Genomic DNA, 13732 nt, shown 5'->3' on the forward strand with positions numbered 1-13732 from the left:
TTATTCTTCCGGTGCAGCACTACTATTAGGATCAATTTCATGTTCTGAACCGTCGCCTTCAATTAGCTTAGCGACAGTTTGCTCAGCAGCAGTCAGTTTTTGATTTAAATCTCGACTTAACTTAACACCGGTTTGAAACTCATCTAAAGCATCTTCTAAGGCCACATTACCATTTTCCAAATTAGCTACAATTTGCTGTAATTTAGCTAATTCTTCTTCAAAATTATTTTTCTTCGTTACCATTCTTAATTCTCCTTGTAGATTTTATAACTGCTACTGCTTTACCGTCTTTGAAATTAAGGTTGACTGTATTATTTGGCTTAAGCTGCGTAACTGAACTGATTGTCTGCTTTTGCTCATTAACTACATAAACATAACCGCGATCAAGAGTTTTAAGTGGGCTATAATCATCTAATTGTTGCCCAATTTTAGCTAAACCATGTCTTTTTTCCTGTAAAATATTTTTTACATTAGCATCCAATTTTTGTCGATAAAAACTAGCCCTTTCTTCGTATTGTTTTACTCTATCTTTAGGGTTCTTAGCTAGTAATTGCTGCCTTGTTAATTGATACTTTTGTTGCGCAAGCTCTAAGAGTCGCACCGTGTTTCGCCTAAGTTGCTCTTTTAAGAAATCCAAAGTCTGCGCTTGTTCATCATAAAGTCGTGTGGGTTCACGCATAATAATCGAATTATCAATCCGCTTTAAAGCTTCTCGGCGGGCATGAATAATATTTTGCATACTGGCAAGCATACTACTTTGGAGTTGATGAATATTAGCTAATTCATTGGTCAAATTAGGAGTGGCATATTCTGCCGCCGCTGTTGGTGTTGCCGCCCGAACATCAGCTACTAAATCACATAATGTAGTATCAGTTTCATGACCTACAGAAGAAATTACGGGCACTGGCATCTCATATATTTGTCGGACAACTCGTTCTTCATTAAACGGCCATAAATCTTCAAGTGAGCCCCCACCACGACCAATAATCATTACATCATATTTATCTTTAATAGCCATTATTTGTTTCATTGCATTAACTAATGAGTCAGCCGCTTGATCTCCTTGAACTTGGGCTGGAAATAAGTCAACTTGTGCATGCGGAAAGCGGCGATTGACCGTAACCAATATATCATGAATTACAGCTCCAGATGCACTAGTAACAACCGCTATTCGATCAGGAAAATGTGGTAAAGGTTGCTTATGTTCTTGGTTAAATAATCCCTCTTGCGCTAATTTATGTTGAAGCTGTTGTAATTGCTCATATAAGGCACCTAAACCTGCTGGCTCCATTGTTTCGGCATAAAATTGATAAGTTCCCTGTGGCCCATAAACGCTAACGTAGCCAGTAATATAAACTTTCATCCCCTCTTCGGGCTTGAAATTAACTTTGTCAAAATAGGTTCGAAACATGACAACATTTAGTTTAGACTTCTCATCTTTTAATGAAAAGTATTGGTGTGAATTACGTCGATACCGAAAATTAGATAGTTCCCCTTGTAAAAAAACCTTATGTAAATACGGATCATTTTTAAATTTTTGCGTAATATAATAATTTAAATCAGTTACGGAAAGATACTTATCATCTGCCATTTTTTCTCCTTGCTAATTTCACTACTTGTTCCATTAGTGATTCAACTGTAAGTGGGCCAATCCCACCAGGTACAGGGGTAATATAACTAACTTTGGGAGCCACATTTTGGAAATCAACGTCACCAGCTATCTGATTGCCAATACGATTAATCCCTACATCAATCACTATTGCATTGTCCTTAACCATTTTTTCCGTTATTAGTCCCAGTTGCCCAGCTGCAGACACCAATATATCAGCTTCTTTAGTGTATTTAGCAAGATTATTGGTTTTCGTATGCAAAACAGAAACTGTCGCATCTTGCTCTAGCATCAATGCTGCTAGTGGTTTGCCAACAATGCTACTACGCCCAATGATTACTACATGCTTACCACTAGAGTCAATCTGATAGTGCTTTAATAAAGCCAAAATACCATGAGCAGTTGCTGGTTCAACAAAATGATTACCTTGCCATAAACGGCCTACATTACTTGGTGTTAAACAATCGACATCCTTTTCCGGATCAATTAAAGAGAGAGCTTCATTTAAGTTAATCTGGCTTGGAACTGGCAACTGAATCATAATTCCATTAACCTGACTTTCAGAGTTTAATCTAGCAATCAAGCTCAATAGCTCGGCTTGACTAGTAGCAGAATCTAATTGAAAAATTTTTTGCTTAATTCCAATTTTAGTAGCTAGCTTTTTTTTACTTTTAAGATAAATTTTACTACTAATATCATCACCAATATTAATTACGCTAAAAAAAGGTTGAACACCTTGCTTTTTTAATTCATCTACTTGCTTTTTAAGTTTAGTTGCCCGAATATTTGCTAGCTTTTGCCCATCTAAAAGTTGTGCCATCCATAATTCCTTTTCTACTAAAAATAGCCGGCTATTCAGCCGACTACTAGTTATTTTTTAATAAAATTCGCCAAAATACCATTAACAAAAGGCTTATTTTTGGGATCGGCAAATTCATCACATAAGTTTAAAGCCTCATTAATTGCTGCCCTAGGCTCTATGTCCATACTGTACTTAATCTCATATAAAGCAACTTCTAAAATAGCAAGTAAAATCTGACTAATTCGATCGATTCGCCAGTTTTCTTTTAAACAACTGGCAAGATTAGCTTTAATTTCCTCCCGCTTTTCAATCACGCCTTCAATAATATTTTTTGAATAAGCAGAAAGTTCCTTTAGATTAAGTGTAGCAACCGTTTTAGCTTCAACTTCAGAAGCAGTATACGTTGGTTCTTGGTTTGCCAAATACACTGCTTGCATTGCTACTCTACGACTCTGGTGTTGATTCATTTTTACTCTTTTCATCAATGTCAGAAAATAGCTGAGAGGTTCCCCTATTATCCTGCTGCTCTTCTGGGTCATCCGGAAATACTAAGCCCGTCACGTGAACATTAATTTCTTTCAGAACCAAGTCAGTCATTTGTAGGACTTGCTGTCTTAAAGACTTTTGCAAATCCATTGCAACTTTAGGCACATAACTGCCAGCTTCAAAACTTACATAAACATCGGCAATCAAATTGTGATTATCGTCAAGCTTGATTGCAATTCCTTTGCCTCGATTTTCTCGTCCCAAAACGCGATTGATTCCAGATTTAACATTACCGTGCATTGCGGCAACTCCGTCAACTTTTTCGGCAGCAATGCCCATGATAACTTCAAGAACACTAGAATCTATTTCGATTTCTTCACCGTTATTTTTATCATCTAAGACAATCTTTGAACTATCTGCCATTTTATTTACCTCAAAAAACTACTTATTTGCACGAGATACGTAAGTACCATCTACAGTATTAATTATTAATGCATCGCCTTCATTAATAAAGAAAGGTACGTTAACTACTAGCCCAGTTTCCATAGTTGCAGGTTTACCACCACCAGAGGAAGTATCACCTTTAATATTTGGCTCAGTCTTAGCAACTATCAATTCAACTGTGTTTGGCAATTGGATTCCTAGAGTTTTACCTTCATGCATAATTACGCTAACGTCCATATTTTCCTTCAGATACTTAGCTTCTTCTTCAACTTGTGAATTAGGAATAGCTAATTGATCATAGGTTGTCGTATCCATGAAAACATAGTTTGATCCATCATTGTATAAATATTGCATTGCTTTCGTTTGAATTTCTGCTGTGTCGACCTTAGCAGTAGAACGAAATGTATATTCTTGTACTGCACCAGTATTCAGACTCTTTAACTTTGATCTAACAAATGCACTACCCTTACCGGGCTTAACATGTTGAAACTCAACAATGCGCCATAAATCATTGTTATACTTAATGGTTAAACCATTTTTAAACTCATTAACTGAAATCATTGTCATATTAACTACCTCATCTCCATAATAATATCTTACCAATTCAGACATGATTTTACTATAAATAATATTTAAAAATATTATCTTTTATAAAGAAATTAACTCAGCTTTAGGCAAGGTTGATAGTGTTTCCGGACTTTGTCCATGAATTAAAATATCGTCCTCAATCCTTACGCCACCTTTTTGAGGTAAATAAATTCCTGGTTCAACCGTATGAACCATATTATTAACCAGTTCTTGCTTACCAAACGGTAAGGCCGGCTGACATAATTCATGAATTTCTAGTCCTATGCCGTGACCAATACCATGACCAAAGTATTGACCATATCCTTGTTCATTAATATAATCGCGCGCTGCTCGATCAACATCATTTCCATGATTACCGACAATAGCTGCTGCAATACCACGACGTTGTGCCTCATAAACAATGTTATAAATTTTACTTAATTCAGTATCAACTTTCCCTACAGCCATAGTGCGTGTAATATCAGCTGCATAGCCATGATAAAAGGCACCAAAGTCAACTACTACCAAGTCACCTTCTTCAATTGCTTTATCACTTGCTACACCATGAGCCCAGGCTGATCGAACACCCGATGCAATAATCGTAGCAAAACTGGGGCCATCGCCACCATTTAACTTAAAAAGATAGTCAAGCTTAGCACCAATATTACGTTCAATTTCACCAGGTTTAATCATCGGTAAAATTTCATTAAAACTACTCATTGAGATATTAATTGCTTGACGCAAAGTGGCAATTTCTAAATCATCTTTAACATTGCGCACACACTCAACTAATTCTTCTACAATTTGAAACTCAATTTGTGGATTTAACTTTTGCAAATTGGCAAATTCTACTGCAGAAACAAATTCACCTTCCACTAAGACCTTATGTAAATTGGCATGTTGCAACTGCCGACTAATTTCTTCATCCTGATTACCACGTTTCATGACAACTGACATTTCACCTGGTGCCTCAGCTTTAATTTGGTTATCAAAGCGAGAATCAGACAATAAAATCCGATCACCCCGATTAGTTACTATCAATTGCGCTTCTTCACCAGTAAAATTAGTTAAATAACGATAATTAGCTTGATTAAAAATCAAAAAGCCATCCGCACCTTGATCTGTAATCAACTTACCTACTTGGGCAATCCGCTTATTTAGAAGTGTTAATAAGTCATTTGTTTCATTCATCTCAGTATCTCCAAATTCGACCATAAAATTAGTACTAATTAGCACCAGCGTTAATTAATCAGTTCCAACTAAAAATATTATCTATAGTAAAGTCATAAATATAAAAAAGACGAGAAGCACATGCTTTTCGTCTTCTTATTAAGAACTAAATTACTTAGCTTCTTCTTCGACAGGAATAACAGAAACTTGTTTTCTGTACTTGTCTTTACGCTCAAATTTAACTACACCATTTACTAATGCAAATAAAGTGTCGTCTCCACCTTGACCAACATTCTTGCCTGGGTGAATCTTAGTACCACGTTGACGATAAATAATCGTTCCTGCGTGAATAGTTTGACCGTCAGCAGCCTTGGCACCTAAACGGCGACCAGCTGAATCACGACCATTGGCAGTAGAACCTCCACCCTTGTGGTGGGCAAATAATTTAAGATTTAAAATATTCATAATCACTTCACCTCTAGCTTAATTCAATCTTTTCAACTTCAACCTTAGTATAAGGTTGACGATGACCATATTTTGAATGTGAGTGCTTCTTTGGTTTGTATTTGAAAGTTACAACTTTCTTCTCTTTACCATGTTTTTCAACTTTGGCAACAACTTTGGCACCCTTAACTAATGGTGTACCAACTTTAACGTCTTTACCATCAGAAACAAGAATTACCTCATCAAAGGTAACTTCCTTACCTTCTTCAATGTCAAGTTTTTCTACGAAAATACTGTCGCCTTCAGCAACTTTATATTGCTTACCGCCAGTCTTAATAATTGCGTACATTACTGCCCTCCAAAAAATACTTAGACTCGCCAATAAGGGTGCTTTTATAAATAAAAGTCTTCTTACCCCTATTTGTGCGGTTGCAGATGTGAAGGTCTCCACAAATACAACTACTGTATGATACTACTATTGGTAAGAATTAGCAAGATTAAAACAAGTTAGCAATCATGTTTAATTAAAACTACATTTGCCATTTTCCACCATGAACTTTAGCAATATTTTCTGTCACTATAAAAGCCTCTGGGTCAATTTCACGTGCTTTTGCTACTAACTGACCGTATTCATTAGTATCAACGATAATTACCAATTGTTGCTTATCTTTATCACTATAACCACCAATAACATTATAGACAGTTAATCCGTCATAATCGCGTTGTAACATATTTTTGATTTGCTCCAATTGTTGATTACTCATAATGCGAACTTGAAATTTCTTATCAAACCCAGTCTCAGTATAGTGCATAGTTAAGGTCGTTATAATTTGTGAAAAAGCGGCAAGTAAAAAGGCTTCAGTACCGTCAACAAAAATATTCAAAAAAATAATTGACATATCAATTATCATTAAGGATATAGCTGGATCGATAAAAAAATATTTTTTAATAATTAGTGGCGGAATTGTAGTGCCACCTGATGAAGCATTTATGCGATAGAGCATCGAGACGCCAATTCCCATAAGCACACCACCATAGATTACTGCCAGCATATTATTGGAAGTTAGTTTTAAACTTGGGGTAATTTCCATTAAAATTGGTAAAAGCAGACTACCAATTGCCACTTTTTTTAATGTTTGTCGACCTAAAAAAATTGCCGCCATAATCAACATTAATGAATTAATAATGAAAACTGTCAGTGAGCGATTGATTCCCCAAACTGCATCAACTAAGATTGCAATTCCAGTTGATCCTCCTGCCGCAACATTGATTGGCGCATAAAACAAATTAATTGCAACGGTAATTATTTCTAATCCTGACAAGAAGAAAAGCCAATACTGCCAAGTATGTCCATGTTTTTCTTTCCCCATCTCATCTTCCTTTCATAAAAAACTTTGGTCTATATTGTACTCAAGAATGACCTGTTTATTCAATAAATATGCAAAAATACAAATAATTCTTAATTATTTGTATTTTTATTAAAAGCCTTAATTTGCTTTTTTATATTCAATTGTCTGATTGCCTTCATAAGCAGGTAAGCCCATTTCTGCTCGGTAGAGAGCACGTTCAAAAGCTTGATATCCTTTACTAGAACTAACTGCAAATTTAACATTATATTTGCTAGTAAATTCGCTGATATTCCATGTACTATCATGAGCAGCAAAAGCGGTAACAAGAATAACAATATCTAAATTTTTTATCTGCTGTTCAATTATCTTTTTCTTTCCCTGAAAGGCATCAATTGCTATGGGAATTCCATTATAGCGTTTAACGATTCCTTCAAGCAGTGCTTCATTTTGGTTATTGCCAATTGCAATGCCAACACGTTGATAATGTAAATTTAATGCCAATTTTGGCATTTCCGTAGCTTGATTTGTTTGTTTGACTTTTTTCTTTTTTAATTTAGACATGGTGGCAGGCTGATCCAGTTCATAAATCCACCGAATTCCAATAGCTTCGGTAGGATTTTTCTTTAAACGGATATCGCCATCATACCAAGCTAGATCAACAATTGAGCCATCAGTTAATGGAATATTTTTCTCTTCAAATTTGCTTTCATCAACAGATAAAGTAATGGATTTACCACGAATACGTAGCTTTTGCCCTTTAATATTATGACTGATAGTTAAATGACCGGAATTTCCTTGTACTACCGCATATTTAAATGTAGAAATTTGATCAACTTCCATTCGCGAAAGCTGACGAAAGCCCACCACCCTTAATATTTCTGCTTCGTAATTACGATTATCTTCTACTGGTAATGCTTCAACAATATCTCCACTTTTCAAATTTAAAGAATGGATTTGTGATTCTTTTAATGTAAAAACACATCGCTTACTATCATTAACTAAGTCACAGCCTGACAATAGTCGAACAACTATATAACGCTTACCTTTACGATAATCCACTTTAGGCGTTATCTTTTTTTGTAGTGCTTGTTCAAAAACCTTTTTGTTGATAGTTTCTTTGGTTGTTTGCGAAGCTTTAACTGCCTGGCTTAGATCGATTAAAGTTTGACGCAACCCAGTTTCAAGCTTTGACGTTAACAATATTTGCCGAATTGCCTTCAAAGTATTATTTTTTGCGTAATTATCACCTGGATTTTTAATTAAAGCTATTAACCCCCTCAAAAAGAGGTTTACTTGTTTATAGTCAACCTGAGTACTAGTTATTTGAGCACCTAATGCCTCATCAGCCATACCCAAGATTAACTTGATTGCAGCTAGTCCATTACTTAGGCTTTTTTCATCGCCAGCTGTTTGGTTTAAAATTCTTTTTAAGTTATTACGATAATCAAACATTATTTTTCACTTTTCTAATTCAGTAAATTAAGTATAACAAGAAAAAAGCCAACTTAAAACTGAGCTTTTTCAAAAATAAATTATTAAAATGCACCTCCACCAGAGCCAGCACCAAAGCCACCTGAGGTACCGCTAGAAAAGTCGCCTGATGTACCTCCAATCGAACAAGCCGATCCTAAGCTACTATTAAAACTTTCATAAAATCCTTTGCTATTGAAATTATAAATTGGCTCATGAATATAAAAGTCACTTTGTTGCCATTCATCAGTAGTAAATTCAATTTTTAACTCTTTTAAAACTTTTTTAGCTAGGTCAAAAGTCACTGCATAAGGCATAATATCTTCCCAAAGAACTAAGTCACCAACATCACGCATTTCAAAGCTACCAATGTCTTCTAGCATATGCTTAAACCCACGAATTTGATTAGTAATTTCAGCTCCTTTTTGAGAATAAAAACTAATCATATTATTACTGTGAACTAACGCATTGATGCCAAAAAACAATAAAATAGTTTCCACAACTAACATTATAATTCTAAATTCAGAAAATTTAAAAAAGAATATTAGTGCTCCCCCAAAGCTAAGAAACAATAGGGAACAAATGATTGTTTGATTAGTATTTCTTTTATGAATCAACTTCTCTGCTAGCAAGCCCTGATTTACAACTTCATTATAAGACTTTATACGCCAATCAATATAACAACGGTTAACTTTTTGGCTGACTTTCTTTCCACGAGAATTTTTAATTTCTTCAGTCGTTACAGTTTGCCCATTACCTATATCATTGAATAAAGCTGCTAAAAGTGGATCTTGACTAATTAAATGCATATCCTTTAAAGTTATTCTATAAAAAGTGGTCCCATCTTTTTGATAGTCCTCAATTAGTACTTTCTTTTTCACCGCTAGTTCCATTAAGTACGCTATAAATGCTCTAATATCTGGCATATCAACTTTGTCCATAATCTGGGCCACTACAGCGTTAACAGAGGGACATTCATAATTATGGGGAATAGAATTAGAGTTATGGACTGTTCCACCTTGTTTTTTCACCGTAAATCCTAGCACAGTTGCACTAGTGGCACTTAACACAATTATAAGTACTAATCCAATTTCAAAAATAAAAATTTTCTTTCTCTTACGATTAGTCTCTTGGCTCAATTTTTTTCTTGTTTCAAAACAAATGCTCGATGAGTTCGATCAACTATATTTTTATTTTTAGATGTAACACTTAACGGGAAAATTGTATGAACTTCTATTCCTACATGACCATCAAGATTACTGGCCGTCATAGTAATCTTACCCTTCTTTTTGTCAATTTTAAGATAACCATTAAGTGGCCCATGAGCCCAAGCTTTTATATTTTTCACTGGACCCGGAAAAAGTACAACTGCCTTTGCATGATCTAAATCTCTGTCCCACTTATCACCAATAATCATAAAATTCAATTCAGCTATATCACGATAATTTGTAATAGCTTGAGTAATTTTATAAAAATAAGTTACAGTGCATCTAGAATTAGGTTTAACATGATTATAAACTGCAAAGTGGTATCCTGAATTCACTTTTTGCAAGCTAAAATCATGCGAATAGCGTCCTGTTTGATTTTCATTTTGAATTTTAACTTTCGCATCAACTAAATTTTGGCTAGGAGCAAGATTTTGCTGATAAAAAATTCCTTTACTTTGACTTTTGAATTTGTAAGTAATTTGCTTTTTAACAGCAATCGACCCATCTTTTTTAATGGAAGCTGTCGTGACATTATTTTCAATTCGATAGTCAACTTCTGCACTAACATTTTTTACGTATAAAAATAATAGTAATAAAATGGTTAGATATGGCATAACTTTCATAAACTTAATTTTCATAATGTAATCCTCAAAAATAATTGTTTTCAAATTATACATAATTTATTAAAATAATAGTATATAATTTAACCAAAAAATATTAAATAATACATAATTTAAGATTGTTGCTACCTCAGTTAGATGATAACTTTACACTTCGCTGTTCATTATTTTTTGGCCCATAATTAAAAAGTTAATTTTATGGTTGCAATTAGCAAAACTTTTCTCTATAATAGTTAATGTTCTTGTGAGAGCAATGGTCTGGTAGCTCAGCTGGATAGAGCAACGGTCTTCTAAACCGTGGGTCGTGAGTTCGAATCTCACCCGGATCATTTATAGTAATTTTTATTGATTTTTATCAATATTCTATCTTGCTATATCAACATTCTAATGTTTGTTGATTTTAAATAATTTTAAAGTTGGCTAACATAAAAGTCACTCTGTGAAGAGTGACTTTTTTTGTAAAATTAAAATCTATTGCAGCTTACGCCTAAAAAATGGATCGTATTAAAAACCAGAATAATTGTTCTTAGTTCAACAGCAATCATATTGGTAAAGATGTTGCAAGCTTGTTATTGCTGAACAAATCAAAATAATTAATTAAACAAAAAATCCTCAGAAACTTTAGATTCTGAGGATTTTTGCTTAGTTATATTATATAAAAGAGCTCAAGATTAAGCTATAGCCTTAAACAACAAAGCTGCTAGCAGGCCACCTACTATTGGACCAACTACTGGTACCCAGCTATAAGCCCAATCCGACTTACCTTTATTAGCAATCGGTAAAAGCTGATGGGCTAATCTAGGACCAAAATCACGAGCAGGATTAATTGCATAACCTGTAATTCCCCCAACTGAGAAAACACAACCTGCAATTAACAATCCTGCAAGGATGGGATTCAAATTAGCAGGAATGTTAGCTTTAGTAAAAGCTAACAAGCCGTAAATAAAGATAAAAGTACCCACTACTTCCGCAAAGAAATTCCAAAAGTAATTTCTAATTGCCGGTTCAGTACTAAATGTTCCTAAAATCAATTCTTGATCAGTAGTCTCGGCCCAATGAGGATAATATGTTAACCAGACCATTACTGCACCAACAAAAGCACCTGCTACTTGGGCAATAATATAGGGCAAAACTGACGACCAAGCAAACTTACCTGCTGTAGCCATGGCAATTGTAACTGCCGGATTAAAATGCCCTGGACTTAACCAGCTTACAAAATATACGCTAAGTGTCACAGCTAGCCCCCAGCCTAAAGCAATCGCAATCCAGCCTGCGCCATTTGCTTTTGACTTTTTCAAGTTAACAGCTGCACATACTCCATCACCAAGTAGTACAACAAAAGCTGTTCCTATAAACTCACCTATGAGTTGCATCATTAAACTATTATGCATAATTTTTCCTTTTCTATTTTAGAATGTTTTAATTATACCCTAAGTACGATGCAAATAACAATTCAAAGTTTTACTAATTCTTAATATTTAAAGGTGCTAATTGCTGTTCAATCTCAGTTAGCCCAACACCAGCCTGAATAAGTGATGCTGCAGTGTATGCTCCTTCAACAAAAGCAACATCATACAAATGAATTTTTTTATTAGTCATTTCAGTAGCCATTTCTAAATTCATTTTCGCACTGCCTAAATCATAAAAAGCCAAAATTTCTTCAGCTTGATTAGTTGAAAAAGCCGTTAAAATTTTATCCATGCTCGTGCCAATTTCATCACTACTGCTCCCACCTGCGCTTGTAATTGAAACATCACTTGCTACTTGAGCGAGTAACTTATCTAATCCTATAACAAGTTCAGGAACGTGCGAGACTAATGTAATACCTAATTTCATAATAAACCTTCAGTTTCTAATAAAGCAGTAAATAGATATGCGCTTGATTGTGCCCCTGGATCAACATGACCCTTGGCTCTTTCACCTAGATATGAGGCACGTCCCTTTTTAGCAACTAAATCTTTAGTAGCTTCAACTGCACTAGCAATTTTATTCTCCGTGAGCGTGTGCGCTTTAATTTCTGGAATTACTGCTTGCCAAACGTCCACCATCGTTTTATCACCCGGCTCAGCTCCACCACGTTTTTCAATACCATTTAAAGCAGCTGTTAGTAGATCAACTAGATCAGTGGTAGTGCTACTTTTTTTTGCCATTTCTAAAAAAGCAGTACCGTAAAGCGGACCTGAAGCACCGCCAACCGTAGAAATTAGTGTCATAGCAATAACTTTAAAGGTTTCTGGCAAACTTGATGGTTTTGTTTTTAATTTGGCCATGACAGCTTGCATCCCGCGATCCATATTAAAGCCATGATCGCTATCACCAATTGGAGTATCTAAATCGCTTAAGAATTGCTTATTAACCGCTATTTTATCCGCAAACTTGGCCATCCATATTATCAAATTATTAACCGTTAATGTCATTTTTATCTCCTATTACCAACCAATAGTTTCAACTGGCTCATTTAAATACTCTAACCACTGTTTTGCTTGTAATTCAAAAACCGTAAGCGAAATTCCCGCCATATCGATTGAGGTGATATAATTGCCAACTTTCATCCAAACTGGCCTTATCTGTTTTTGTGCTAAATTATTTATCAAGTCATTACTAAATATATATTGTTCCATTAATGGTGTTGCCCCTAAGCCATTGACTAAAACCGCATATTGCTTTTGAGAGTCAAAATGTATTTCTTGGTCAATTTTGCTAACAAGTTCAGTCACTAATGCCTGCGATGATTTTATTTTTTCCCGGCGATAGCCTGGCTCTGAATGAATACCGACACCATATTCAATTTCATCGTTTTTTAACTCAAAACCTGGTTTCCCTGTTTCGGGATTAGTAGCCGCAGATAGAGCAACTGCAACAGTTTTAATATTTGGCAAAATTTCTTGCGCTAACTGACTAATTTCTGGCAAGGAAGTTCCTGCTTGCGCAGCTGCTCCCAAAACCTTATGAACTAAAATTGTTCCGGCAACTCCACGACGACCTTGCGTGTACATACTATTTTCTACTGCAATATCATCATCAACTATAACTGAGTCAACTTTAATTCCATCCATTTCAGCCATATCTTTGGCCATTTCAAAGTTCATTACATCGCCAGAGTAATTTTTTATAACTAAAAAGACCCCGCGTCCTTGATCAGCTGCTTTAATTACTTCATAAATCTGATCAGGTGTTGGAGAAGTAAAAATTTGACCACAAACTGCACCTGTGAGCATTCCCTTGCCGACAAAGCCAGCATGAGCCGGTTCATGTCCTGAACCTCCGCCACTGACAAGTCCAACTTTATTTACCATAGAAGCTTGATCTGAGCGTATTACGGCTGCAGTTTTTGGAATGGGAGTAAGAATTTGTGGATACGCCTTAGTCATTCCAGACAACATTTCTGAAACAACATCAGCTGGATTATTAATTATTTTTTTCATGATAAACTTTCCCTTTAATAATTTTGATTACGATACTAAGTATAACAGAAAACGTTTTCAATATCCGCGGTAATGATATATTATAAAAAAATTAATAACTTTACATTGATAGCTAAGCTATTTTTTAAATTACTTTTT

The 13732-nt window shown here is 35.0% G+C and carries 17 protein-coding genes, 1 tRNA gene and 1 other annotated feature; of the genes, 1 reads left to right on the top strand and 17 read right to left on the bottom strand.

Annotated elements, in window-relative coordinates; all coding sequences use genetic code 11:
* The 13 genes from BM203_RS03380 to BM203_RS08655 form a co-directional block, all read right to left on the bottom strand.
* A complete protein-coding gene (locus BM203_RS03380) occupies positions 1-243 on the bottom strand; it encodes an exodeoxyribonuclease VII small subunit (protein ID WP_090092766.1) in 243 nt (80 codons plus the stop codon).
* Positions 224-1591 (bottom strand): exodeoxyribonuclease VII large subunit, encoded by a 1368-nt coding sequence (gene xseA / locus BM203_RS03385; protein ID WP_090092768.1) that lies wholly within the window; start codon positions 1589-1591, stop codon positions 224-226. The genes BM203_RS03380 and xseA overlap by 20 nt, the downstream gene beginning before the upstream one ends.
* A complete protein-coding gene (locus BM203_RS03390; RefSeq protein WP_090092770.1) occupies positions 1581-2429 on the bottom strand; it encodes a tetrahydrofolate dehydrogenase/cyclohydrolase catalytic domain-containing protein in 849 nt (282 codons plus the stop codon). Before BM203_RS03390 ends, xseA begins: the two co-directional genes overlap by 11 nt.
* Before the next feature lie 50 nt (positions 2430-2479).
* Positions 2480-2878 (bottom strand): transcription antitermination factor NusB, encoded by a 399-nt coding sequence (gene nusB, locus BM203_RS03395; protein ID WP_090092771.1) that lies wholly within the window; start codon positions 2876-2878, stop codon positions 2480-2482.
* The gene (locus tag BM203_RS03400; protein ID WP_090092773.1) at positions 2856-3320 is read right to left on the bottom strand and encodes an Asp23/Gls24 family envelope stress response protein; all 465 of its coding nucleotides are present in this window, start codon (positions 3318-3320) and stop codon (positions 2856-2858) included. The genes nusB and BM203_RS03400 overlap by 23 nt, the downstream gene beginning before the upstream one ends.
* An 18-nt stretch (positions 3321-3338) precedes the next feature.
* Positions 3339-3908, bottom strand: coding sequence for an elongation factor P (gene efp, locus BM203_RS03405; protein WP_090092775.1), 570 nt, complete (start codon positions 3906-3908; stop codon positions 3339-3341).
* Between the two features lie 81 nt (positions 3909-3989).
* The gene (locus tag BM203_RS03410) at positions 3990-5099 is read right to left on the bottom strand and encodes an aminopeptidase P family protein (protein WP_090092777.1); all 1110 of its coding nucleotides are present in this window, start codon (positions 5097-5099) and stop codon (positions 3990-3992) included.
* A gap of 150 nt (positions 5100-5249) precedes the next feature.
* On the bottom strand, positions 5250-5543 hold the full coding sequence (gene rpmA / locus BM203_RS03415; RefSeq protein WP_046307181.1) for a 50S ribosomal protein L27: 294 nt from the start codon (positions 5541-5543) through the stop codon (positions 5250-5252).
* A gap of 13 nt (positions 5544-5556) precedes the next feature.
* The gene (rplU, locus tag BM203_RS03420; protein ID WP_090092778.1) at positions 5557-5871 is read right to left on the bottom strand and encodes a 50S ribosomal protein L21; all 315 of its coding nucleotides are present in this window, start codon (positions 5869-5871) and stop codon (positions 5557-5559) included.
* A gap of 12 nt (positions 5872-5883) precedes the next feature.
* Positions 5884-5963 (bottom strand) — a sequence feature (ribosomal protein L21 leader region).
* 89 nt (positions 5964-6052) lie between these two features.
* A complete protein-coding gene (locus tag BM203_RS03425; RefSeq protein WP_090092780.1) occupies positions 6053-6892 on the bottom strand; it encodes a YitT family protein in 840 nt (279 codons plus the stop codon).
* Between the two features lie 117 nt (positions 6893-7009).
* Positions 7010-8323, bottom strand: a complete 1314-nt coding sequence (locus BM203_RS03430; protein ID WP_090092782.1) for a DUF2325 domain-containing protein — start codon at positions 8321-8323, stop codon at positions 7010-7012.
* 83 nt (positions 8324-8406) lie between these two features.
* Complete coding sequence (locus BM203_RS08650) at positions 8407-9480, bottom strand: DUF2207 domain-containing protein (RefSeq protein ID WP_159428285.1); 1074 nt, start codon at positions 9478-9480, stop codon at positions 8407-8409.
* Complete coding sequence (locus BM203_RS08655; protein WP_159428286.1) at positions 9477-10187, bottom strand: DUF2207 domain-containing protein; 711 nt, start codon at positions 10185-10187, stop codon at positions 9477-9479. The genes BM203_RS08650 and BM203_RS08655 overlap by 4 nt, the downstream gene beginning before the upstream one ends.
* A gap of 237 nt (positions 10188-10424) precedes the next feature.
* Between BM203_RS08655 and BM203_RS03445 the strand changes: the two genes are divergently transcribed.
* Positions 10425-10498, top strand: a tRNA-Arg gene (locus tag BM203_RS03445).
* Between the two features lie 342 nt (positions 10499-10840).
* Here BM203_RS03445 and BM203_RS03450 read toward each other — a convergent pair.
* The 4 genes from BM203_RS03450 to dhaK all read right to left on the bottom strand — a co-directional run bounded on the left by BM203_RS03450 (position 10841) and on the right by dhaK (position 13594).
* On the bottom strand, positions 10841-11560 hold the full coding sequence (locus BM203_RS03450; protein ID WP_090092788.1) for an MIP/aquaporin family protein: 720 nt from the start codon (positions 11558-11560) through the stop codon (positions 10841-10843).
* Between the two features lie 73 nt (positions 11561-11633).
* Positions 11634-12005 (bottom strand): dihydroxyacetone kinase phosphoryl donor subunit DhaM, encoded by a 372-nt coding sequence (gene dhaM / locus BM203_RS03455; protein ID WP_090092790.1) that lies wholly within the window; start codon positions 12003-12005, stop codon positions 11634-11636.
* A complete protein-coding gene (gene dhaL / locus BM203_RS03460) occupies positions 12002-12586 on the bottom strand; it encodes a dihydroxyacetone kinase subunit DhaL (protein WP_090092791.1) in 585 nt (194 codons plus the stop codon). The genes dhaM and dhaL overlap by 4 nt, the downstream gene beginning before the upstream one ends.
* Positions 12587-12598: 12 nt before the next feature.
* The gene (dhaK, locus tag BM203_RS03465; protein ID WP_090092793.1) at positions 12599-13594 is read right to left on the bottom strand and encodes a dihydroxyacetone kinase subunit DhaK; all 996 of its coding nucleotides are present in this window, start codon (positions 13592-13594) and stop codon (positions 12599-12601) included.
* Between the last annotated feature and the right edge of the window lie 138 nt (positions 13595-13732).

The sequence above is a fragment of the Lactobacillus bombicola genome, from assembly GCF_900112665.1.
In the GTDB taxonomy this organism is placed as follows: domain Bacteria; phylum Bacillota; class Bacilli; order Lactobacillales; family Lactobacillaceae; genus Lactobacillus; species Lactobacillus bombicola.

What these genes read in the sequence shown, in the direction of transcription:
- BM203_RS03380 (WP_090092766.1), bottom strand. Translation starts at nt 243, where the DNA reads ATGGTAACGAAGAAAAATAATTTTGAAGAAGAATTAGCTAAATTACAG.
- xseA (WP_090092768.1), bottom strand. Translation starts at nt 1,591, where the DNA reads ATGGCAGATGATAAGTATCTTTCCGTAACTGATTTAAATTATTATATT.
- BM203_RS03390 (WP_090092770.1), bottom strand. Translation starts at nt 2,429, where the DNA reads ATGGCACAACTTTTAGATGGGCAAAAGCTAGCAAATATTCGGGCAACT.
- nusB (WP_090092771.1), bottom strand. Translation starts at nt 2,878, where the DNA reads ATGAATCAACACCAGAGTCGTAGAGTAGCAATGCAAGCAGTGTATTTG.
- BM203_RS03400 (WP_090092773.1), bottom strand. Translation starts at nt 3,320, where the DNA reads ATGGCAGATAGTTCAAAGATTGTCTTAGATGATAAAAATAACGGTGAA.
- efp (WP_090092775.1), bottom strand. Translation starts at nt 3,908, where the DNA reads ATGACAATGATTTCAGTTAATGAGTTTAAAAATGGTTTAACCATTAAG.
- BM203_RS03410 (WP_090092777.1), bottom strand. Translation starts at nt 5,099, where the DNA reads ATGAATGAAACAAATGACTTATTAACACTTCTAAATAAGCGGATTGCC.
- rpmA (WP_046307181.1), bottom strand. Translation starts at nt 5,543, where the DNA reads ATGAATATTTTAAATCTTAAATTATTTGCCCACCACAAGGGTGGAGGT.
- rplU (WP_090092778.1), bottom strand. Translation starts at nt 5,871, where the DNA reads ATGTACGCAATTATTAAGACTGGCGGTAAGCAATATAAAGTTGCTGAA.
- BM203_RS03425 (WP_090092780.1), bottom strand. Translation starts at nt 6,892, where the DNA reads ATGGGGAAAGAAAAACATGGACATACTTGGCAGTATTGGCTTTTCTTC.
- BM203_RS03430 (WP_090092782.1), bottom strand. Translation starts at nt 8,323, where the DNA reads ATGTTTGATTATCGTAATAACTTAAAAAGAATTTTAAACCAAACAGCT.
- BM203_RS08655 (WP_159428286.1), bottom strand. Translation starts at nt 10,187, where the DNA reads ATGAAAATTAAGTTTATGAAAGTTATGCCATATCTAACCATTTTATTA.
- BM203_RS03450 (WP_090092788.1), bottom strand. Translation starts at nt 11,560, where the DNA reads ATGCATAATAGTTTAATGATGCAACTCATAGGTGAGTTTATAGGAACA.
- dhaM (WP_090092790.1), bottom strand. Translation starts at nt 12,005, where the DNA reads ATGAAATTAGGTATTACATTAGTCTCGCACGTTCCTGAACTTGTTATA.
- dhaL (WP_090092791.1), bottom strand. Translation starts at nt 12,586, where the DNA reads ATGACATTAACGGTTAATAATTTGATAATATGGATGGCCAAGTTTGCG.
- dhaK (WP_090092793.1), bottom strand. Translation starts at nt 13,594, where the DNA reads ATGAAAAAAATAATTAATAATCCAGCTGATGTTGTTTCAGAAATGTTG.